The following is a 19766-nucleotide window of genomic DNA, read 5'->3' on the forward strand; positions in this document are numbered from 1 at the left end:
AGCGGCCTTACCCGATCGCTTCCAAAACGGCTTCACCCAGCTGCGCCGGGCTTTCGGCCACGACGATACCGGCTGCGCGCATGGCTTCGATTTTGTCCTCGGCACCGCCTTTGCCACCGGCGACAATCGCGCCCGCGTGGCCCATGCGGCGGCCCGGAGGGGCCGTGCGGCCTGCGATGAAGCCTGCGGTGGGTTTGGAGCGGCCCTTCTTGGCCTCATCGGCCAGGAATTGCGCGGCCTCTTCCTCGGCCGACCCGCCGATCTCACCGATCATGATGATGCTTTCGGTTTCGTCATCTCCAAGGAACCATTCCAGCACATCGATATGCTCGGTGCCTTTGATCGGGTCGCCACCGATGCCGACGCAGGTGGACTGGCCAAGACCCACGTCGGTGGTCTGCTTGACCGCCTCATAGGTGAGCGTGCCCGAGCGTGACACAACGCCGACCGAGCCACGCTTGTGGATGTGGCCGGGCATGATGCCGATCTTGCAGGCGTCGGGCGTGATGACACCGGGGCAGTTGGGGCCGATCAGGCGCGATTTCGAGCCTTCCAGCGCGCGCTGCACCTTCATCATGTCCAGAACCGGGATGCCTTCGGTGATGCAGACGATCACCTCCATCTCGGCATCAATCGCTTCGAGGATCGAGTCGGCGGCAAAGGGGGGCGGGACATAGATCACCGAGGCATTGGCCTCGGTCACCGCCTTGGCCTCGTGGACCGAGTTGAAGACCGGCAGGTCGAGATGGGTCATCCCGCCTTTGCCCGGCGTCACGCCACCGACCATCTTGGTGCCATAAGCGATGGCCTGTTCAGTGTGGAATGTGCCCTGCGAGCCGGTCAGGCCCTGACAGATGACTTTGGTGTTTTCGTCGATGAGGACGGCCATTGATTTCTCCAGTTAAAGTATCGTCTGAATGCCGGAAATTGCCATTCCGACCACTCCGACGATGAGAAGCCCGAGCAATGGAATGCGCAGGAACTTCATTGCTGAATTGTAGGAGCCTTCTGAAACGTGATGTGTCCTGTAGGTCACGCCAAAAGACTTGTCGAAAGTCTTGAGTGGGTTTTCCGTCACCGAAACCACGGGAACGTTTCCATCCTGATCCGCAGACATGCTCGCAGCGGCTTGACCTGCGTATGTAAGTCCTACGAATATCAAGCTTACGCCGCTAATAGCCAAATGCTTCAGGAATGTTCCTTCAGCGGCCCAGGTGGACACAATTTCCCAAACAGTAGTCGGCATTTAACCCTTAACCGCCTTCACGATCTTCTCGGCACCGTCCTTCAGGTTGTCCGCCGCGATCACGTCCAGGCCAGAGGTGTTGATGATCTCTTTGCCCTTCTCGACATTCGTACCTTCCAGCCGCACGACCAGCGGAACTTGCAGGCCGACCTCTTTCACCGCGGCAACAACGCCCTCTGCGATGACGTCACAGCGCATGATGCCGCCAAAGATGTTGACTAGAATGCCTTTGACCTGCGGGTCCGAGGTGATGATCTTGAACGCTTCGGTCACTTTCTCTTTGGTCGCACCGCCGCCCACGTCGAGGAAGTTGGCAGGCTCGGCGCCGTAGAGCTTGATGATGTCCATGGTCGCCATCGCCAGACCCGCACCGTTGACCATGCAGCCGATCTCACCATCCAGCGCGATGTAGTTCAGGTCGTATTTGGAGGCTTCCAGTTCCTTGGGGTCTTCTTCGGTGGTGTCGCGCAATTCAGCGATATCGGGGTGGCGGTAGACCGCGTTGCCGTCAAAGCCGACTTTGGCGTCCAGCACTTTCAGATCGCCGCTGTCGGTGACGATCAGCGGGTTGATCTCGAGCATCTCCATGTCTTTGTCGATGAAGGCCTTATAGAGCTGACCCATCAGCTTGACGCACTGCTTGACCTGACCACCGGTCAGACCCAGCGAGAATGCAATGCGGCGACCATGGTAGGGCTGATAGCCGGTGGCGGGATCGACCGAGAAGGACAGGATTTTCTCGGGCGTCGAGGCGGCGACCTCTTCGATGTCCATGCCGCCTTCGGTCGAGCAGACAAATGAGACGCGGCTGGTCTGGCGATCCACCAGCAGGGCGAGGTACAATTCGGTTTCGATGCCCGAGCCTGCTTCGATGTAGATGCGGTTGACCTGCTTGCCCGCCGGGCCGGTCTGATGGGTGACCAGAGTGCGGCCCAGCATCTTCTTGGCTTCTTCGGCGGCTTCCTCGACAGATTTGGTCAGGCGCACGCCGCCTTTTTCGCCAGCATCGGCCTCTTTGAAGCTGCCCTTGCCGCGTCCGCCCGCGTGGATCTGGGCCTTGACGACCCAGAGCGGTCCGTCAAGCTCTCCGGCGGCGGTCTTGGCTTCGTCGGCGCGGGTGATGACCTGGCCTTCGGACACCGGAGCGCCATAGCTGCGCAGAAGCGCCTTTGCCTGATATTCGTGGATGTTCATGAAAACTGTCCCGTGTGGCTGCGTTTGGGACTTTTTGGCGTGTGTGATATGTGGATTTAAAGGGTTTTTTGCAGGAACTGTGGAAAAACAGGCGATTTTCGGTATTTGTGATCACACGAAAAAAAGTGTGATCACAAATTCCCGACACCAGATGTTCTGGGGGTTTTGAAACCTGGCAGAAACGGATGATTCTGGCCGGAACGAAAAATGCGCGCCCGGTTGGACGCGCATACACTATGTCGCGGTGAATCGGTGGCGGTTAGGCCAGCGAGTTGTCGATCCCCTTGCAGGCCTCGACCAGCCCTTTGACTGCGTTGACCGAGTTGTCGAACATCGCCTGCTCGTCCTTGGTCATCTTGATGTCGATGACACGCTCGATCCCGCCAGCGCCGATCACGGTGGGTACGCCCACATACATGCCCTTGAGGCCAAGCGCGCCGTCCACATAGGCGGCACAGGGCAGCACACGTTTCTGATCTTTCAGATATGCCTCGGCCATTTCGATACCGGCGGTTGCGGGCGCGTAAAAAGCCGAGCCGGTTTTCAGCAGGCCAACGATCTCGGCACCGCCATCACGGGTGCGCTGCACGATGGCGTCCAGGTTCTCCTGGTTGGTCCAGCCCATCTTGACCAGATCGGGCAGCGGGATGCCAGCCACGGTCGAGTAGCGTGTCAGCGGCACCATCGTGTCGCCATGGCCACCCAGCACAAAGGCGGTGACGTCTTTCATCGACACGTCGAACTCTTCGGCCAGGAAATGGCGGAAGCGAGCGCTGTCCAGCACGCCGGCCATGCCGCAGACTTTGTTGTGGGGCAGGCCCGAGAATTCGCGCAGGGCCCAGACCATCGCGTCCAGAGGGTTGGTGATGCAGATGACAAAGGCGTCCGGCGCGTTGTCGCGGATGCCTTCGCCGACGGATTTCATCACTTTCAGGTTGATGCCCAGCAGGTCATCGCGGCTCATCCCCGGTTTGCGCGGCACACCGGCGGTCACGATGCACACATCCGCACCGGCGATGTCGGCATAAGACTGGGTGCCCTTGAGCGTGGCGTCGAACCCTTCGGAGGGGCCGGATTCGGCAATGTCCAGCGCTTTGCCTTCGGGGGTGCCCTCGGCAATGTCAAAAAGAACAACGTCACCGAGTTCTTTCAGGGCTGCGAGGTGGGCAAGTGTGCCGCCGATCTGACCTGCGCCGATAAGCGCGATCTTGGGTCTGGCCATTGGAATGTCTCCGCTTCCGAGATTGAAATCGCGGCTGTGCTAGTCGTTAATGGCGCGGCTTGCAAGTGTTCTGCGACGCGGCATGGGCGCAGAGGCGCTCTATCGCTCTGCACTTGGCTGGGCTAAACCTCGGGCCGGACAGTTCTATTTGGGATGGCGCGATGCCTGAGCTTGACCCCTGGTTTTTTGCGGTCGCCATTCCGGCGGTGATCTTTGCGGGCTTTTCCAAGGGAGGCTTCGGCGGCGGTGTGGCCTTTGCCTCGTCGTCGATCCTGGCACTTGTACTGGAGCCGGGACAGGCGCTGGCGCTGATGTTACCGCTGCTGATGCTGGTCGATGTGGCGACGCTGAAACCCTATTGGAAGCGTTGGAGCGCGCGCGATTCCTGGGTGTTGGTTCTTGGCGGCCTGCCGGGGGTGGCGCTGGGGGCGTGGCTCTACAAGGCGACCGATGCCGATCTGTTGCGTCTTCTGATTGGCGGTATTTCCGTGGGATTCGTAATTTGGCAGCTGTCGCAGAGCCGTGGCTGGGTGCGCGGCTTCCAACACGGGCTGACGGCAAAGGCGGGGCTATTTGCGGGGCTTGTGGCGGGGTTCACAAGTTTTGTCAGCCATGCGGGCGGCCCGCCAGCGGCGGTCTATCTGCTGGCCCAGCGTCTGGGCAAGACCGAGTATCAGGCCAGCACCGTGCTTGTGTTCTGGGTGATCAACTTTGCCAAGGCGATACCCTACGCTTATCTGGGGCTGTTTACACTGGAAACGATCTGGGCCGATCTGCTGCTGGCCCCCTTTGCATTGCTGGGGGCCTGGCTGGGGGTGCGTGCGCATTGGATGGTGCCAGAGCGGCTGTTCTTTTCGCTCGCCTATCTGTTGCTGATGATCACGGGCTGCAAACTGATCTGGGATGCGCTGACGTGACCCCTGTACGCGGCAGCTGAAAAGCCGCGCGGCGCGTCTGCATCAGGCATCCTTGCCCTGGGCCGGCGCGGCCTCGGCCAGTGTTTCATAGGACTGACCCGAGGCAATAAGGCAGGTCATCCCGTTCGGCAGTGTGACCGTGATGGTCCACGTCCCGGTGGTGTCCGAGGCAAAGACCTCCATCACCGATCCCTGTTGCACCAGCCCGATGCCACGGCGGCTTTCGCCATATTTGTCGGAAAGCCGGTCCAGCACCACGTCCCGAGGGGCGCAGTTGTTTTGTTCTGCCTGTAGCTGCTGTGCGGCCAGCGCCATCAGGCCCAGCCCCATCGTCATCTTGAGAAATCCGAGTGTCATTGGTGGCCTCGCTGTTCTGAACCGATGTGAACAGGCTGCGCGAAGGGGCCTGACACCGGGTTAACGTGACGTTTCGGGCGGATGCAACAGGCTTTTGCTGCGATGCGGCGAAATTATCCTTGAACTTTCCGGCAGAAAAATGCACCTCTCCGCGCAACTATATTGCTCAGGAGAGGCACATGGATCAGCGCCAGCGACCCTATCGTTCCGTATTGTACATCCCGGCATCGCGGGAACGCGCGCTTGAGAAAGCCAGAACGCTGCCGGTCGACGCCATCATCTTTGACCTCGAAGATGCGGTCTCGGCTGACGAAAAAGACGCCGCGCGCGAAACGCTGAAATCGGCGCTTGCGCAGGGTGGCTATGGCAACCGGTTCCGGATCGTGCGGATCAACGGGCTGGATACGCCCTGGGGCCGCGCCGACGCGGAAGCAGTGCGCGAGATGGGTGCGGATGTGGTTCTGGTTCCCAAAGTCGGATCGGCGACGGATGTGGATGCCGTGGCGGCGATCACCGGCGACCTGCCGATCTGGGCGATGATGGAAACACCACGTGGCATGCTCAACGCGGCCCAAATCGCGGCGCATCCGCTGATGGCAGGGTTCGTGATGGGCACCAATGATCTGGCCAAGGAATTGCAGACCAACTTCCGCCCGGATCGTGAACCGCTGTTGACCTCGCTGGGACTCTGTCTGCTGGCGGCCAAGGCCGAGGGGCTGATCATTGTCGACGGCGTCTATAACGCATTCAAGGATGTCGACGGGCTGGCCGTCGAGTGTCAGCAGGGTCGCGATATGGGGTTTGACGGCAAGACGCTGATCCACCCGGCGCAGGTCGAGGTGGCAAATACCGCCTTTGCGCCCTCCGACGGCGACATCGATCTGGCCCGCCGCCAGATCGCCGCTTTTGACGAGGTTCATGCGCAGGGGCAGGGCGTTGCCGTGGTCGACGGCAAGATCGTCGAAAACCTGCATGTTGCAACCGCCCGTGAAATTCTGGCAAAAGCCGAAGCAATTCAGGTCATGCAAGCGGAGAGCTAGCTTATGGGTTTTGTCCTTTTGGTCCTCGGTCTGGCGCTCTGGTGGGGCGCTCATCTTTTCAAACGTCTGATGCCCGAGCAGCGGCGGGCGATGGGGGGCAAGGGGAAGGGTGTTGTCGCTCTTGGATTGCTGTTGGCGGTCATTCTGATGGTGGTCGGGTTCCGAATGACTCCCTTTATCCATGTCTGGGCACCACCCAGCTTCCTTGTCCATGTCAACAACCTGTTGATTCTGATCGCGATCTGGATGATGAGCCCGGCGGGCCAGAAAGGCCGCCTGCTGAATGGTGTACGCCACCCGATGCTGACGGGGTTCGGCCTCTGGGCGATTGCGCATCTGCTGGTGAATGGTGATCTGGCGGGCATAATTCTGTTTGGCGGGCTCTGGGCCTGGTCGCTTGCCGAGAAAATCGTGATCAATCGGGCCGAAACGCAATGGACACCGGGTGTACCTGGAACGCTGGCCAAGGATGGGATGTTCTTTGCAGCCTCGATTGTATTGCTTGTCGTTATTGGGTTGATCCATGGCTGGATCGGTCCGTGGCCCTTTGGTGGCTAAGGGGAACCCTCTGATGTCTTTGCTCTATCGCCTTCTGACCGAGGAAGACACCTCGGGTTTTTGCCACAAGGTCAGCGATGCACTGGCAAAGGGCTGGGCCCTGCATGGTGACCCGTCTTACGCCTATGACCACGCCACCGGCAAGATGCGCTGCGCGCAGGCGGTGACAAAACAGATCGACGGGGTCTACACCCCGGACATGAAGCTAGGTGAACAATAATGAGCAAGACCAATTCGGGCTTTTTCTTTGAGGATTACAGTGTTGGGCAGACCCTGATACACGCCGTGCCGCGTACGGTGTCGGGCGGCGAACGCGCGCTCTATCATGCACTCTATCCGGCGCGTCATGCGCTTTATTCCTCGGACAGTTTTGCGCAGAATTGCGGCCTGCAGGCCAGCCCGATCGACGATCTGGCGGCGTTTCATGTGGTGTTCGGCAAGACCGTTCCCGATATCTCGCTGAACGCGGTGGCCAATCTGGGCTACGCCGAAGGGCGCTGGCTGAAACCGGTCTGGGCGGGCGACACGTTGCGCTCGGAATCCGAGGTGATCGGGCTGAAGCAGAATTCGAACGGCAAAACCGGCGTGGTCTATGTGCGCACGCGCGGGTTGAACCAGCCCGACGAGGTGGTGCTGGAATATTGCCGTTGGGTGATGGTGCGCAAAAAGGATCTGGACGCGCCCGCGCCCGAAACCGTGCTGCCGGAACTCAGCAAGGTCATTCCCGCCGATCAGCTTGTGGTGCCTGAGGGGCTGAATTTCTCAAACTACGATTTCGCGCTGGCGGGCGAGCCGCATCGCTGGGGCGATTACGAGATCGGTGAAAAGATCGACCATGTGGACGGCGTCACCATCGAGGAAGCCGAGCACATGATGGCGACCCGCCTGTGGCAGAACACCGCCAAGGTGCATTTCGACCTCACCGTGCGGCCCGAGGGGCGGTTGATCTACGGCGGTCATGTGATTTCACTGGCGCGCACGCTCAGCTTCAACGGTCTGGCCAATGCGCAGATGATCGTGGGTCTGAATGCCGGGGCGCATGCCAATCCCTGCATGGCGGGCGACACGGTCAAGGCCTGGTCCGAGGTGCTGGAGAAGGCCGAAACTGCTACGCCGGGTGTGGGTGCGATTCGACTGCGCCTGGTCGCCACCAAGGGTGGTGAACCGTTCCAACTCAGGACTGAAGAGGGCCGGTATCGCCCCGAAGTGCTGCTGGATCTGGACTATTGGGCACTGATGCCGATCTAAGAGCGGCGGCGCGCCACTCTGACAGGCATTTGACTCCACGCCCGAAATTTCGTGCTAGTCTTGGCCCATGTTCGGATTGCGCGCCTTCGCACTGACAACACTCCTCTCTTCTCCGGCGCTGGCATGTGATCTGGCGCTGGCGCTGGCGGTGGATGTGTCCGGGTCGGTTGATTCCCAGGAATACCGCATCCAGATGGATGGGCTGGCGCATGCGCTACGCGATCCCATCATCTCCGAGGCGCTGGTGCGGGGGCAGGCGCAGCTGATGCTGATCCAGTGGACAGGTTCGTCACGCCAGCAGGTCACCATCCCCTGGACAACGATCGACAGTTTCGATGCCATCGACCGGTTTGCGGATGCGGTTGCTGCGGACAAGCGGGTCTGGCGCAACTTCTCGACCGCGATCGGCGAGGCACTGGCCACCACGATGGTCCGGTTTGACGAGGTGGCCGATTGCAAGCGGCATCTGATCGACCTGTCCGGCGATGGCATGTCGAACGAAGGGGTCGAACCCACATCTCTGCGCGCCGATCTGGCCGCCCGCAACATCACGGTCAATGCCATCGCCATCGAACAGAGCGAGCCCGACCTGACGGCGTATTTCTACGAGAATGTGATCATGGGCGATGGCGCATTTGTGGTCACAGCCGGAGGGTTTCGCGACTATCCCGAACGGATCAGAAAGAAATTGCTGCGCGAGGTAACCGAACAGACCGCCGCAGCGCGCTGAAAGAAGATTCGTTTTCTTTCAATATGGTCTGTATGAATTGACGCTGCCGCAGTTCTTCCGCGCCCTCTGTGATCACGGCAATTGTATGTGTGATCACAAACCCGAGAAACGCGGGGTATGTGACAAAAAACACCGTCGGTTTGCGCTCGCAGCAGGTGACAGGGCGGTAAAATCCGCTAAAACCGTTGCAGCTAACGGAAAGGAGCCACCATGGCAGATGTCAACAGGGGCAATCGCCCTCTTTCGCCGCATCTGACGATCTATCGTCCGCAGCTGACCTCCGTGACCTCGATCCTGACAAGGATTACCGGCAATGCGCTGATCGTTGCGGCCCTGCTGATCGTCTGGTGGTTTCTGGCCGCTTCCACCTCTCCCGAAGCGTTTGCCCGCGCCGATTGGTGGATCACCTCGCTGCTGGGCGATGTGGTCATGGCGTTGTCGCTCTGGGCGATCTGGTACCATACGCTGGCCGGTATCCGGCATCTGATCTGGGACAATGCGATTGGTCTTGATGTGCCGGTGGCCGAAAAGCTGGGCTGGGCCGTCGTGATCGGGTCCTTCGTCCTGACGCTCATCACCCTCATCATTGTCGCGTAAGGAGACCCCCGATGCGTTATCTTACCGACCGCAAGCGGGCCGAGGGCCTTGGCTCTGCCAAAACCGGCACCGCGCATTTCTGGTCGATGAAGGTCAGCGCGGTTGCGCTGCTGTTTCTGATACCACTTTTCATCTTCACCTTCGGTCCGATGCTGGGGCAGCCGCATGACGCGGTGATCGCCTATTACAGCAAGCCGTTCCCCGCCATCGTTGCGGTGCTGACACTGATCGTGGGCTTCAAGCATTTTGCCGAAGGCGCGCAGGTGCTAATCGAAGATTATGTTCACGGGCTGGCCCAGAAAATCCTGATCATTCTGGTGATTTGCCTTTCTTATGCAGCTGCCGCGGCAGGCGTTTTCGCCATCGCGCGCATCGCCCTTTGACGCGCTCTAGGAGTTTCTGACACATGGCTGCTTACGAATACGAGACGCATGAATATGACGTCGTAGTGGTTGGTGCCGGTGGCGCGGGTCTGCGCGCCACGCTGGGCATGGCCGAGCAAGGGCTGCGCACTGCCTGCGTGACAAAGGTGTTCCCGACCCGTTCCCACACGGTCGCGGCGCAGGGCGGCATTGCCGCATCACTGTCCAACATGGGACCTGACCATTGGCAATGGCATATGTATGACACCGTCAAGGGCTCGGACTGGCTGGGTGACACCGATGCAATGGAGTATCTCGCGCGCGAGGCCCCCAAGGCGGTCTATGAGCTGGAACATTACGGCGTGCCGTTTTCGCGCACCGAAGAGGGCAAGATCTATCAGCGCCCCTTTGGCGGTCACACCACCGAGTTCGGCGAAGGCCCCCCGGTGCAGCGCACCTGCGCCGCCGCCGACCGGACCGGTCATGCGATCCTGCACACGCTTTATGGCCAGAGCCTCAAGAACAACGCCGAGTTCTATATCGAGTATTTCGCCATCGACCTGATCATGTCCGAGGACGGTCAGTGTCAGGGTGTCGTGTGCTGGAAGCTGGACGATGGCACCATGCATGTGTTCAACGCCAAGATGGTCGTGCTGGCCACCGGCGGCTATGGTCGCGCCTATTTCAGCGCAACCTCGGCCCATACATGCACCGGTGATGGCGGTGGCATGGTGGCCCGTGCAGGCCTGCCGATGCAGGATATGGAGTTTGTGCAGTTCCACCCGACTGGCATCTATGGTTCGGGCTGCCTGATCACCGAAGGCGCACGGGGTGAAGGCGGGTACCTGACAAACTCCGAAGGCGAACGCTTCATGGAGCGCTACGCGCCCCACTACAAGGACCTTGCGCCACGCGATTATGTCTCGCGCTCGATGACGATGGAAATCCGCGAGGGGCGGGGTGTTGGCAAAGATGGCGATCACATCCACCTGAACCTCAGCCATCTGCCTGCCGAGGCGCTGCACGAGCGTCTGCCGGGCATCTCGGAAAGCGCCAAGATCTTTGCCGGTGTCGATGTCACCAAAGAACCGATCCCGGTTCTGCCGACCGTGCATTACAACATGGGTGGCATCCCAACCAATTACTGGGGCGAGGTTCTGAACCCGACCGCCGAGAATCCGACCGCGCATGTGCCCGGTCTGATGGCCGTGGGTGAGGCTGGCTGCGCCTCGGTTCATGGGGCCAACCGCCTGGGCTCGAACTCGTTGATCGACCTGGTGGTCTTTGGCCGCGCGGCGGCGATCCGCGCCGGTAAGATCGTCGACCCCGAAGCGCCGAATCCGGTGCTCAACCAAGCGTCGGTCGACAAGGCGTTTGACCGCTTTGACACCGTCCGTAATGCCAGTGGCGGGACGCCGACGGCCGAGCTGCGGCTTGAGATGCAGCGCACCATGCAGGCGGATGCGGCGGTGTTCCGGACCTCCAAGACCATGGCCGAAGGGGTTGAGAAAATGACCGCGATTGCGGCCAAGATGGACGATCTGCAGGTCACCGACCGATCGCTGGTCTGGAACAGCGACCTGATGGAAAGTCTGGAACTGACCAACCTGATGCCCAACGCGCTGGCCACCATCGTCGGTGCCGAGGCGCGCAAGGAGTCGCGTGGCGCCCATGCCCATGAGGACTTCACCACGCGCGATGACGAAAACTGGCGGGTCCACACGGTCTCGCGTATCGACGGCAACAAGGTCGACCTCAGTTATCGTCCGGTGATCGTCGACCCACTTAGCACCGAGGCCGATGGCGGCATCAATCTTGAAAAAATCGCGCCCAGGGCGCGGACCTTCTAAGGAGAGGATGACATGGTACAACTGACCCTCCCCAAGAACAGCCGCATCACCACGGGCAAGACCTGGCCCAAGCCCGAGGGTGCCACCAATGTGCGCAAGTTCCAGATCTATCGCTGGAACCCCGATGACGGGAAGAATCCAAGCGTCGATACCTATTTCCTGAACATGGATGAGTGCGGCCCGATGGTTCTGGACGCGCTGATCAAGATCAAGAACGAGATCGACCCGACGCTGACCTTCCGCCGGTCGTGCCGCGAGGGCATCTGTGGCTCTTGCGCGATGAATATCGACGGCATCAACACGCTGGCTTGCATTTATGGCATGGATGAGATCAAGGGCGACGTGAAAATCTACCCGCTGCCGCATTTGCCGGTGGTCAAGGATTTGATCCCGGACCTGACGCATTTCTATGCCCAGCACGCCTCGATCATGCCTTGGCTGGAAACCAAGACAAACCGCCCCGCGAAAGAGTGGAAGCAATCCATCGAGGATCGCAAGAAGCTGGACGGGCTCTATGAGTGTGTGATGTGCGCGTCCTGCTCGACCTCGTGCCCCTCCTATTGGTGGAATGGCGACCGCTATCTTGGTCCCGCCGCGTTGCTGCATGCCTATCGCTGGATCATCGACAGTCGGGACGAGGCCACCGGAGAGCGGCTGGACGAGCTGGAGGACCCCTTCAAGCTCTATCGCTGCCATACGATCATGAACTGCGCCAAGACCTGCCCCAAAGGCCTGAACCCGGCAAAGGCGATTGCTGAGATCAAGAAGATGATGGTGGAACGCACCGTCTGATCGACGCGCATCAACTCTGAACAAACCTCTGGCGTCACTGCCAGAGGTTTTTTTGAATGCGGCGTTGCGACGCAGATGCATCAGGCGCATGTCCAGATTGCACAGACATGGGGTGAAACCGGGTGACTGCGGGTATAGTTTGTTGGCAGGGAGGGTACGGAACCAAAGGATCGGGTCATGAAACTCTCTGAAACCCCAACACCAACCGCGCAAGAGGCGCTGGATTATCTCGAAGAGGCCTGGGCATATTTTTGCCCGGTGCCGGTCGAGACGAAATCGGAAGAGCAGGAACCGGACCTGTTCCAATACGCCAACGCGGCCTGAAAGCCTCGCGGGCAGGGTGCTTGCCGCCCAAGCCTCAAAAGGGTAGGGAACGGGGATGCCCGTTCTGTTGTTATTGCTCGGCCTTGCGGTCTTTGCCTATTTCTTCTGGCGGTCCAGAACGACCAGCCTGACGCGCGATTGCCGTTGGCGCCAGCACCGCAGCGAAGACCTGTGGCGCTGCAGCGCCTGCGGCGCCGAGCATAAAGGCATGGACGAACCCAACACCTGTCTCAGGCAATAACACTTGCATCAAGCGCCGCTCTCTGGCCCTTTCCCGATGGGAGAGGGTTTATGATGACAAACGCACCAAGAGATGCCGAGGCCCGGCGCGCAATTGCACCGGTGATCTGCTATCCGAACGAGACTTTGCCTGTGCCGGACATGTCGCTTTACGCCCGCGCACGGCAGGCGGCGCGGAAGGTGGGCGAAACGCTGGTTCCGCCGCGCGATGCACGCTGCTTCGCGGTGCCAGCGGGGCACTTCTTTCGCATCACCAGTGTCGAGGGGCCGCAGGTCGGCGATCTGAACCTGTGGAATGCGGACGATCTGATCGAGCGGTTCTATTCCGGCAAAACCCGCGCGCTGCACGGCACCCATTTGACCACAGGCGAGCGGATGTGGAGCAGCTTTCCACATCTTCGGCCAATGGCCACCATCGTGTCGGACACGCTGGATTGGTATGGGATCGACAGTTTTGGCGGATCGGTGCATGACGTGATTGGTACACGTTGTGACCCCTATACCGGCAATCTGTTGGCGGGTACGCAGTACCATCATTGCTGCCATTCCAACCTGACGCGCGCCCTGGCGGATCATCTGGGCGTTTCCCCCGACAAGGCCGAGGCGCATGTGCATGATGTGCTGAACGTCTTCATGTGCACCGGGTTCACCCGCGACACCGGGCAATACTTTATGAAAGCCTCGCCGGTGCGGCCAGGGGACTATCTGGAGTTCTTTGCCGAGATCGATCTGCTGGGTGGGCTCAGCGCATGTCCCGGTGGCGACTGCTCCGCCGAACATTCCTCGGATACAGCGCCGTGCCACCCCTTGTTGGTCGAGGTATTCGCCCCAATTGAGGGCGCGCTGGATGGATGGTCGCGTCCGGGTCCCAATGGCTATGACCGGACGCATGGGTGGGGTCAGGTCGGCTGAACCGCCCCAACCCGTTGTTCAGTCGGCAAATGCCGCCTGCAAAGCGATTTCGACCATGTCGCCGAAACTGCTTTGCCGTTGATCGCTGGGCAGTGCCTCGCCGGTCAGCAGGTGATCCGAGACCGTCAGAACCGCCAGCGCGCGGCGTTGGTACCGGGCGGCGAGATTGTAAAGCTCGGCCGCTTCCATCTCGACACCCAGAATGCCGTGACGCACCATCTGTTCGTTCAGGTCAGGCCGTTCGTCATAAAACACATCCGCGGAATAGATGCCGCCGACATGGGTGGGCGTGCCTTTTGCTTCCGCTGCTTGGGCGGCGGCCTTCAGAAGGCTCCAATCCGCGCAGGGGGCAAAATTCAGTTCCTTGAAGATGCCACGTGACGGCGTGCTGAGTGTCGACGCCGTCATGGCAAGGATCACATCGCGAAGGCCCACATCCTGCTGCATTGCGCCGCAGGACCCGATCCGGATCAGGGTCTTGGCCCCGAAGGTGCTGATCAGTTCGTTGACGTAAATGGAAAGCGAGGGCATTCCCATGCCGCTGCCCTGAATGGTGACGGGATTGCCGTTCCATTCGCCGGTAAACCCCAGCATCCCACGCACGTCATTTACCTGTCGCGCGTTTTCCAGAAATGTTTCTGCGGCCCATTTCGCCCGCAGGGGATCGCCCGGCAATAGAACGGTTTCCGCAATTTCGCCAGGGTTTGCGCCAATATGAATTGTCATGGTGAGACTTGCTCAATCAGATTTCCAGATCGGAGATATCCGCGCCCGAGGTCAGCGCGTCGTGAATCCATTGCGGTTTGCGCCCGCGCCCGGTCCAGGTCTGTTCCGGATTGGCCGGATTGCGGTATTTGGCTGCCGCCTTGGTGCCCTTGGTGGACTTTCTAGTTTCACTTTGCAGTTCAGACAGTGAGAAACCAAAATCAGCCGCCGCCTTTTCGGCCGCCGCCAACGCGTCTTTTCTTTCTTTTTGTTCGGCGTTTTTGAGCGCCTTCTCGACGTCGGATTGCAATTTCAGCAATTCCTTCCGCGACATCGCTTTCAGATCCATCCCCATTTCTTTCTCCTTTGGAATTCACCAACAACAGCGTGGCGCTACCGCGCCACACTAGGGAATTCAATGACGCTGTTCAGCGCCTTTTTCAAGGAAATTGAGGGTGATTTATGCCGCCATTTGATTTGGATCGGCCAAATTGACAATATCGGACATAATCGAATTCAATTCGAAGTCTTTCGGCGTGTAGATTTTTGCGACGCCAGCGGCTTTCAGTTTTTCCGCATCCTCATCGGGAATGATGCCGCCTACGACAACCGGAATGTGGCCCAACCCTTCGTCCCGCATCCGTTGCATGACCTCTTCTACCAGCGGCAGGTGGCTGCCGGACAGGATCGACAGGCCAACCACATGCGCGTCATCTTCAATTGCGGCGGCGACGATTTCTTCGGGTGTCATGCGGATGCCGTCATAAGAAATGTCCATGCCGCAATCGCGGGCACGGAAGGCGATCTGTTCGGCGCCATTGGAATGGCCGTCAAGACCCGGCTTACCCACCAGAAACTTGAGCCGCCGCCCCAGCTTGTCGCTGACCGCATCCACCTGGCCGCGCAGATCTTCGAGCCCTTCGGTTTTGTTTGAAACCGAGCGCGAGACGCCGGTGGGTCCACGATAGGTCCCAAAGGCCCGGCGCATTTCTTCGGCCCATTCACCGGTGGTAACGCCTGCCTTGGCAGCCCGGATGGAAGGGCCCATGATATTGCCGCCGGACCGCGCGGTGTCGCGCAGAGCTGCGAGCGCGTCCTTCACCGCATTGGCATCGCGGCTGGTGCGCCAGTCCTCAAGGCGGTCGATCTGTTGCTGCTCCACCGCCGGATCGACGGTCATGATGCCGCCATCCTCGGTTTCCAGCGGCGAGGGTTCGCCCTCGGTCCATTTGTTCACGCCGACCACGATGGTCTCGTTGCGCTCGATCCGGTTCAGACGTTCGGCATTGGCATCGACCAGACGGGATTTCATGTATTCGATCGAGGCGACCGCGCCGCCCATCCCGTCGAGATTGCCCAACTCGGCGCGGGCGCCTTCCTTGAGCGCTTCGACCTTGGCATCGACCGCCGGGTTGCCTTCGAACAGATCGTCAAATTCCAGCAGGTCGGTTTCATAGGCCAGGATCTGCTGCATCCGCATGGACCATTGCTGGTCCCACGGGCGCGGCAGGCCCAGCGCCTCGTTCCAGGCGGGCAGTTGCACCGCGCGTGCGCGGGCTTTCTTGGACAGGGTCACGGCCAGCATCTCGATCAGGATACGGTAGACGTTGTTTTCCGGCTGCTGCTCGGTCAGGCCCAGCGAGTTCACCTGCACGCCATAACGGAAGCGGCGGAATTTGGAATCCTCGACGCCATAACGTTCCAGCAGGATCTCGTCCCAAAGGTCGACAAAGGCGCGCATCTTGCACATCTCGGTGACAAAGCGGATGCCCGCATTCACAAAGAACGAAATCCGTCCGCAAAGCGCCGGGAAGTCTTCGGCCGGGACGCGTGGACGCAGCTCGTCCAGAACGGCGATGGCGGTGGCCAGCGCATAGGCCAGCTCTTGTTCCGGCGTCGCGCCCGCCTCTTGCAGGTGATAGGAACACACGTTCATCGGGTTCCATTTCGGCACGTTCTCGTAGCAGTATTCAGCCACATCCGCGATCATCTTCAGCGATGGTTTCGGCGGGCAGATATAGGTGCCGCGGCTCAGATATTCCTTGATCAGATCGTTCTGAACCGTGCCCTGCAGCTTGGAGACATCCGCGCCCTGTTCCTCGGCCACCGCAACATAAAGCGCCAGCAGCCAGGGCGCAGTCGCGTTGATTGTCATCGAGGTGTTCATCTGTTCCAGCGGGATCTGGTCGAACAGCGTGCGCATGTCGCCCAGATGGCCGACCGGAACGCCAACCTTGCCAACCTCGCCGCGCGCCAGCACATGGTCGCTGTCATAGCCGGTCTGGGTCGGCAGATCGAAGGCGACGGACAGGCCGGTCTGGCCCTTGGACAGGTTGCTGCGATACAGCGCATTCGAGGCTTTGGCGGTGGAATGACCGGCATAGGTACGAATGAGCCAGGGGCGGTCTTTCTGCGGCTGCGTCATTTAGGGGCCTCGCGATCAGATAGGGCAACAATGTTTCACGGGCTTGGGGTAGATCGCAATTTTCCGTCAATGTCAATTCGCTGCGTTGCGGCACAAACGGGTTGAATCGTTAGATTGTGATGGGTTTCGTTTGGTGGCAGGTTGGCCGCATGACTGAAACCATCGAGATGCCGCTCTGGCTGTTGCTGCTGATTCTGGGCTTCGCCATTGTGGCCGCTCTGGACAAGGTCATGTTCCCATCGGTCAGGTGGTTCTTTCGCCGCCGCCTGGAACGAGCCGTCGCGCGGCTGAACCAGCAATTGACGCGGCCGATCCAGCCCTTCAAGCTGATGCGACGGCACGACATGATGCAACACATCATATACGACCCCGAAGTCGGGCGGGCAGTGCAGGCCCACGCGCATGAGCATGGCATACCCGAGGCCGTCGCCTCGGAAACCGCCCGGAAATATGCCCGCGAAATCGTTCCGTCGTTTTCGGCCTTTGCCTATTTCTCCTTCGCGATCCGCGCAGCGCGGTTGGTCAGCAACGCCCTGTTTCGCGTCCGGCTGTCCTACGTGGATGCCGAGGCGCTGCGATCCATTCCCGAGGACACGACCGTGGTGTTTGTGATGAACCATCGCAGCAACATGGACTATGTGCTGGTGACCTATCTGGCCGCCGACCAATCCGCGCTGTCTTATGCCGTTGGAGAATGGGCGCGGGTCTGGCCGCTGAGCCGCCTGATCCGCGCGATGGGGGCCTATTTCATCCGGCGCAAGTCTCGCAGCGATCTCTATCGCCACGTACTGGCCTGCTATGTACGCCACGCCACCGAGGCCGGAGTGACCCAGGCCATCTTCCCCGAAGGCGGGCTGAGCCTGACCGGCGGGATGGGCCCACCAAAACTGGGTCTTTTGAAATATATGATCGACGCGGCGCAGGAAAGTGGCCGCGACGTGGTCTTCGTGCCGGTTGCGATCAACTATGACCGGGTTCTGGAAGACACCATCCTCACAGCAGCCGCCAGCCGAAACGAGCGGCGGTTCCGGGCGCGGATCGGGGTCATCTTTGTCTGGATGCTGAAGCAGATCTGGCAGCGCATCCTGGGTCGGTTCCGCCGTTTCGGATTCGCGGCAGTGAGTTTTGGGGAACCGGTCTCGCTTGGCAGTTTCGAGGCGTTGCATGATCGGGATCTCACGATCCCGCTGGCCCGCGAATTGTCGCGGCGGATCGGGGCATTGGTGCCGGTGCTACCGGTTCCGCTTGCTGCGTGGCTGATGCAGAAACACGGCGATATGACCCGCGATGAGGTGGTGTCGGCCTTCGCCCGCATCTTTCCGGCCCTGCCCGGGGGACAGGAAATCCTTCCAACTAAAGATATTGCTTCGGCGGCAGAGGACGCCCTGCAGCAACTGGTGGACCGGCGGATGCTGATATGCGATGGCGATCGGTATCGGTTATTGGGTGAGCGCGCTGATCTTCTGGCATTTTATGCCTGTTCGGTTGCGCATCTCTTGGAAGCAGGGCCTCCTTCTCATGCGGTCGCAGAAGAAAATGCTGCAACTGCGGGGTCATAAAGTTTCAAACGTTAGCCAAAATGGGTTGCAATGTTGCGCCTCCGTGAATATCCCTTCCGGGACGCCGCGATTCTGCGTTGCGGCATAATGCGAACACAGGAGGCCAACATGGCTTTGGACACGGATGGTGGTGTGGCGGCCTATGAAGCGCCAGAAAAAGACCTCTATGAAATGGGGGAAATCCCTCCGATGGGGTATGTCCCCAAACAGATGTATTCCTGGGCCATCCGTCAGGAACGGCATGGCGAGCCGAACACGGCAATGCAGCAGGAAGTGGTCGATGTGCCCGAACTGGGCAGTCACGACGTGCTGGTGCTGGTTATGGCGGCGGGCGTCAACTACAACGGTGTCTGGGCCGCGCTGGGTCAGCCGATCAGCCCGTTTGATGGCCATGGCGAGCCCTATCACATCGCCGGTTCCGATGCGTCCGGTATCGTCTGGGCGGTAGGTGACCGGGTGAAGAACTGGAAGGTCGGGGATGAGGTCGTCATCCACTGTAACCAGGACGATGGCGACGACGAGGAATGCAATGGCGGCGATCCGATGTTCTCGCCCAGCCAGCGTATCTGGGGCTATGAGACTCCCGACGGATCTTTCGCGCAGTTCACCCGTGTGCAGGCCCAGCAGCTGATGCCGCGCCCCAAGCACCTGAGCTGGGAAGAAGCCGCCTGCTACACGCTGACGCTGGCCACCGCTTACCGGATGCTGTTCGGCCATCACCCGCACGACCTGAAGCCGGGCCAGAACGTTCTGGTCTGGGGGGCTTCGGGCGGCCTGGGGTCGTATGCGATCCAATTGATCAACACCGCCGGCGCAAACGCGATCGGTGTGATCTCGGACGAGGACAAGCGCGATTTCGTGATGGGTCTGGGCGCCAAGGGCGTGCTGAACCGCAAAGATTTCAACTGCTGGGGCCAGCTGCCGAAAGTGGGCAGCCCCGAATACGGGACATGGTTCAAAGAGGCGCGCAAATTCGGCAAGGCGATCTGGGAGATCACCGGCAAGGGCAACAATGTCGACATGGTGTTCGAACACCCCGGCGAGGCCACCTTCCCGGTGTCGAGCTTTGTGTGCAAAAAGGGCGGCATGGTCGTGATCTGCGCGGGGACCACCGGGTTCAATCTGACCTTTGACGTACGTTACGTCTGGATGCACCAGAAACGCCTGCAGGGCTCGCATTTTGCCCATCTCAAGCAGGCGGCAGCCGCCAACAAGCTGATGCTCGAGCGTCGCCTTGATCCCTGCATGTCCGAGGTCTTTACCTGGGCCGATCTGCCCGAGGCGCATATGAAGATGATGCGCAACGAGCACAAACCGGGCAACATGTCGGTTCTGGTTCAGGCCCCCAAGACCGGGCTGCGCACGTTGGAAGAGGTCCTCGAAGCCGGTCGTTAACCGGATACGAGGGCAATCGCCGCTACAAAAGTCAGCGAATCACTTGGGTGATTCGCTGACTTTTTCTGTTCCAAAGGTGCTCGGATGTACTTC

Annotated in this window: 23 protein-coding genes; 15 read left to right on the top strand and 8 right to left on the bottom strand. The window is 60.1% G+C overall.

Annotation, left to right across the window (positions count from 1 at the left end):
• Positions 1 to 7 precede the first annotated feature (7 nt).
• From sucD to mdh, 4 genes are all read right to left on the bottom strand, one after another.
• Positions 8 to 889 (bottom strand): succinate--CoA ligase subunit alpha, encoded by an 882-nt coding sequence (gene sucD, locus M3P21_RS05005; RefSeq protein WP_249707375.1) that lies wholly within the window; start codon positions 887 to 889, stop codon positions 8 to 10.
• A gap of 12 nt (positions 890 to 901) precedes the next feature.
• Positions 902 to 1246 carry a hypothetical protein gene (locus tag M3P21_RS05010; protein ID WP_249707378.1) on the bottom strand — a complete coding sequence of 115 codons (345 nt, stop codon included), beginning with the start codon at positions 1244 to 1246 and terminating at the stop codon, positions 902 to 904.
• Positions 1247 to 2440, bottom strand: coding sequence for an ADP-forming succinate--CoA ligase subunit beta (gene sucC / locus M3P21_RS05015; protein ID WP_249707379.1), 1194 nt, complete (start codon positions 2438 to 2440; stop codon positions 1247 to 1249).
• Positions 2441 to 2699: 259 nt separating this feature from the next.
• Positions 2700 to 3662, bottom strand: a complete 963-nt coding sequence (gene mdh / locus M3P21_RS05020; protein ID WP_249707382.1) for a malate dehydrogenase — start codon at positions 3660 to 3662, stop codon at positions 2700 to 2702.
• Positions 3663 to 3823: 161 nt separating this feature from the next.
• On the opposite strand from mdh, the gene M3P21_RS05025 reads away from it, so the two are divergent.
• Positions 3824 to 4579, top strand: coding sequence for a sulfite exporter TauE/SafE family protein (locus tag M3P21_RS05025; RefSeq protein ID WP_249707383.1), 756 nt, complete (start codon positions 3824 to 3826; stop codon positions 4577 to 4579).
• 42 nt (positions 4580 to 4621) lie between these two features.
• On the opposite strand, the gene M3P21_RS05030 is transcribed toward M3P21_RS05025, so the two are convergent.
• A complete protein-coding gene (locus M3P21_RS05030) occupies positions 4622 to 4936 on the bottom strand; it encodes a hypothetical protein (RefSeq protein WP_249707385.1) in 315 nt (104 codons plus the stop codon).
• A gap of 179 nt (positions 4937 to 5115) precedes the next feature.
• Here M3P21_RS05030 and M3P21_RS05035 point away from each other — a divergent pair, with 179 nt between their 5' ends.
• The 12 genes from M3P21_RS05035 (at position 5116) to M3P21_RS05090 (ending at position 13589) form a co-directional block, all read left to right on the top strand.
• Complete coding sequence (locus M3P21_RS05035; protein WP_249707387.1) at positions 5116 to 5976, top strand: HpcH/HpaI aldolase/citrate lyase family protein; 861 nt, start codon at positions 5116 to 5118, stop codon at positions 5974 to 5976.
• A 3-nt stretch (positions 5977 to 5979) separates the two neighbouring features.
• Positions 5980 to 6534, top strand: coding sequence for an NnrU family protein (locus M3P21_RS05040; RefSeq protein WP_249707389.1), 555 nt, complete (start codon positions 5980 to 5982; stop codon positions 6532 to 6534).
• 13 nt (positions 6535 to 6547) lie between these two features.
• A complete protein-coding gene (locus tag M3P21_RS05045) occupies positions 6548 to 6754 on the top strand; it encodes a DUF1737 domain-containing protein (RefSeq protein WP_249707391.1) in 207 nt (68 codons plus the stop codon).
• Positions 6754 to 7782 carry a MaoC family dehydratase gene (locus M3P21_RS05050; RefSeq protein WP_249707393.1) on the top strand — a complete coding sequence of 343 codons (1029 nt, stop codon included), beginning with the start codon at positions 6754 to 6756 and terminating at the stop codon, positions 7780 to 7782. The genes M3P21_RS05045 and M3P21_RS05050 overlap by 1 nt, the downstream gene beginning before the upstream one ends.
• 67 nt (positions 7783 to 7849) lie before the next feature.
• Positions 7850 to 8512: a DUF1194 domain-containing protein gene (locus M3P21_RS05055; protein ID WP_249707395.1), complete on the top strand. Its 663-nt coding sequence runs from the start codon at positions 7850 to 7852 to the stop codon at positions 8510 to 8512.
• Between the two features lie 210 nt (positions 8513 to 8722).
• Entirely contained in the window at positions 8723 to 9109 is a 387-nt protein-coding gene (gene sdhC, locus M3P21_RS05060) for a succinate dehydrogenase, cytochrome b556 subunit (RefSeq protein WP_249707396.1), read from the top strand.
• Between the two features lie 11 nt (positions 9110 to 9120).
• Positions 9121 to 9492: a succinate dehydrogenase, hydrophobic membrane anchor protein gene (gene sdhD, locus M3P21_RS05065; protein WP_249707397.1), complete on the top strand. Its 372-nt coding sequence runs from the start codon at positions 9121 to 9123 to the stop codon at positions 9490 to 9492.
• Between the two features lie 23 nt (positions 9493 to 9515).
• Complete coding sequence (gene sdhA / locus M3P21_RS05070) at positions 9516 to 11321, top strand: succinate dehydrogenase flavoprotein subunit (protein WP_249707398.1); 1806 nt, start codon at positions 9516 to 9518, stop codon at positions 11319 to 11321.
• A gap of 12 nt (positions 11322 to 11333) precedes the next feature.
• Complete coding sequence (locus M3P21_RS05075; protein ID WP_249707399.1) at positions 11334 to 12113, top strand: succinate dehydrogenase iron-sulfur subunit; 780 nt, start codon at positions 11334 to 11336, stop codon at positions 12111 to 12113.
• A 177-nt stretch (positions 12114 to 12290) separates the two neighbouring features.
• Positions 12291 to 12437, top strand: a complete 147-nt coding sequence (locus M3P21_RS05080) for a hypothetical protein (RefSeq protein WP_249707400.1) — start codon at positions 12291 to 12293, stop codon at positions 12435 to 12437.
• A 55-nt stretch (positions 12438 to 12492) separates the two neighbouring features.
• Positions 12493 to 12678: a hypothetical protein gene (locus M3P21_RS05085; RefSeq protein ID WP_249707401.1), complete on the top strand. Its 186-nt coding sequence runs from the start codon at positions 12493 to 12495 to the stop codon at positions 12676 to 12678.
• A 53-nt stretch (positions 12679 to 12731) separates the two neighbouring features.
• The gene (locus tag M3P21_RS05090) at positions 12732 to 13589 is read left to right on the top strand and encodes an urea carboxylase-associated family protein (protein WP_249707512.1); all 858 of its coding nucleotides are present in this window, start codon (positions 12732 to 12734) and stop codon (positions 13587 to 13589) included.
• Between the two features lie 18 nt (positions 13590 to 13607).
• Here the strand turns inward: M3P21_RS05090 and deoD are convergent, their stop codons facing one another.
• The 3 genes from deoD to M3P21_RS05105 form a co-directional block, all read right to left on the bottom strand.
• The gene (gene deoD / locus M3P21_RS05095) at positions 13608 to 14315 is read right to left on the bottom strand and encodes a purine-nucleoside phosphorylase (RefSeq protein ID WP_249707402.1); all 708 of its coding nucleotides are present in this window, start codon (positions 14313 to 14315) and stop codon (positions 13608 to 13610) included.
• A 16-nt stretch (positions 14316 to 14331) separates the two neighbouring features.
• On the bottom strand, positions 14332 to 14649 hold the full coding sequence (locus M3P21_RS05100; protein WP_249707403.1) for an H-NS histone family protein: 318 nt from the start codon (positions 14647 to 14649) through the stop codon (positions 14332 to 14334).
• A gap of 105 nt (positions 14650 to 14754) precedes the next feature.
• Complete coding sequence (locus M3P21_RS05105) at positions 14755 to 16719, bottom strand: ethylmalonyl-CoA mutase (protein ID WP_249707405.1); 1965 nt, start codon at positions 16717 to 16719, stop codon at positions 14755 to 14757.
• A 149-nt stretch (positions 16720 to 16868) separates the two neighbouring features.
• Between M3P21_RS05105 and M3P21_RS05110 the strand changes: the two genes are divergently transcribed.
• Both M3P21_RS05110 and ccrA read left to right on the top strand, forming a co-directional pair.
• Positions 16869 to 18278, top strand: a complete 1410-nt coding sequence (locus M3P21_RS05110) for a 1-acyl-sn-glycerol-3-phosphate acyltransferase (RefSeq protein WP_249707406.1) — start codon at positions 16869 to 16871, stop codon at positions 18276 to 18278.
• Between the two features lie 108 nt (positions 18279 to 18386).
• Positions 18387 to 19673 (top strand): crotonyl-CoA carboxylase/reductase, encoded by a 1287-nt coding sequence (gene ccrA / locus M3P21_RS05115; protein ID WP_249707407.1) that lies wholly within the window; start codon positions 18387 to 18389, stop codon positions 19671 to 19673.
• The last annotated feature ends 93 nt before the right edge of the window (positions 19674 to 19766 follow it).

The sequence above is a fragment of the Ruegeria spongiae genome (assembly GCF_023502395.1).
Taxonomy (GTDB): Bacteria; Pseudomonadota; Alphaproteobacteria; order Rhodobacterales; family Rhodobacteraceae; genus Ruegeria_C; species Ruegeria_C spongiae.

Bases quoted from the DNA above. Each gene is read 5' to 3' on its own strand.
- sucD (WP_249707375.1), bottom strand. From the start codon at position 889: ATGGCCGTCCTCATCGACGAAAACACCAAAGTCATCTGTCAGGGCCTG.
- M3P21_RS05010 (WP_249707378.1), bottom strand. From the start codon at position 1,246: ATGCCGACTACTGTTTGGGAAATTGTGTCCACCTGGGCCGCTGAAGGA.
- sucC (WP_249707379.1), bottom strand. From the start codon at position 2,440: ATGAACATCCACGAATATCAGGCAAAGGCGCTTCTGCGCAGCTATGGC.
- mdh (WP_249707382.1), bottom strand. From the start codon at position 3,662: ATGGCCAGACCCAAGATCGCGCTTATCGGCGCAGGTCAGATCGGCGGC.
- M3P21_RS05025 (WP_249707383.1), top strand. From the start codon at position 3,824: ATGCCTGAGCTTGACCCCTGGTTTTTTGCGGTCGCCATTCCGGCGGTG.
- M3P21_RS05030 (WP_249707385.1), bottom strand. From the start codon at position 4,936: ATGACACTCGGATTTCTCAAGATGACGATGGGGCTGGGCCTGATGGCG.
- M3P21_RS05035 (WP_249707387.1), top strand. From the start codon at position 5,116: ATGGATCAGCGCCAGCGACCCTATCGTTCCGTATTGTACATCCCGGCA.
- M3P21_RS05040 (WP_249707389.1), top strand. From the start codon at position 5,980: ATGGGTTTTGTCCTTTTGGTCCTCGGTCTGGCGCTCTGGTGGGGCGCT.
- M3P21_RS05045 (WP_249707391.1), top strand. From the start codon at position 6,548: ATGTCTTTGCTCTATCGCCTTCTGACCGAGGAAGACACCTCGGGTTTT.
- M3P21_RS05050 (WP_249707393.1), top strand. From the start codon at position 6,754: ATGAGCAAGACCAATTCGGGCTTTTTCTTTGAGGATTACAGTGTTGGG.
- M3P21_RS05055 (WP_249707395.1), top strand. From the start codon at position 7,850: ATGTTCGGATTGCGCGCCTTCGCACTGACAACACTCCTCTCTTCTCCG.
- sdhC (WP_249707396.1), top strand. From the start codon at position 8,723: ATGGCAGATGTCAACAGGGGCAATCGCCCTCTTTCGCCGCATCTGACG.
- sdhD (WP_249707397.1), top strand. From the start codon at position 9,121: ATGCGTTATCTTACCGACCGCAAGCGGGCCGAGGGCCTTGGCTCTGCC.
- sdhA (WP_249707398.1), top strand. From the start codon at position 9,516: ATGGCTGCTTACGAATACGAGACGCATGAATATGACGTCGTAGTGGTT.
- M3P21_RS05075 (WP_249707399.1), top strand. From the start codon at position 11,334: ATGGTACAACTGACCCTCCCCAAGAACAGCCGCATCACCACGGGCAAG.
- M3P21_RS05080 (WP_249707400.1), top strand. From the start codon at position 12,291: ATGAAACTCTCTGAAACCCCAACACCAACCGCGCAAGAGGCGCTGGAT.
- M3P21_RS05085 (WP_249707401.1), top strand. From the start codon at position 12,493: ATGCCCGTTCTGTTGTTATTGCTCGGCCTTGCGGTCTTTGCCTATTTC.
- M3P21_RS05090 (WP_249707512.1), top strand. From the start codon at position 12,732: ATGACAAACGCACCAAGAGATGCCGAGGCCCGGCGCGCAATTGCACCG.
- deoD (WP_249707402.1), bottom strand. From the start codon at position 14,315: ATGACAATTCATATTGGCGCAAACCCTGGCGAAATTGCGGAAACCGTT.
- M3P21_RS05100 (WP_249707403.1), bottom strand. From the start codon at position 14,649: ATGGGGATGGATCTGAAAGCGATGTCGCGGAAGGAATTGCTGAAATTG.
- M3P21_RS05105 (WP_249707405.1), bottom strand. From the start codon at position 16,719: ATGACGCAGCCGCAGAAAGACCGCCCCTGGCTCATTCGTACCTATGCC.
- M3P21_RS05110 (WP_249707406.1), top strand. From the start codon at position 16,869: ATGACTGAAACCATCGAGATGCCGCTCTGGCTGTTGCTGCTGATTCTG.
- ccrA (WP_249707407.1), top strand. From the start codon at position 18,387: ATGGCTTTGGACACGGATGGTGGTGTGGCGGCCTATGAAGCGCCAGAA.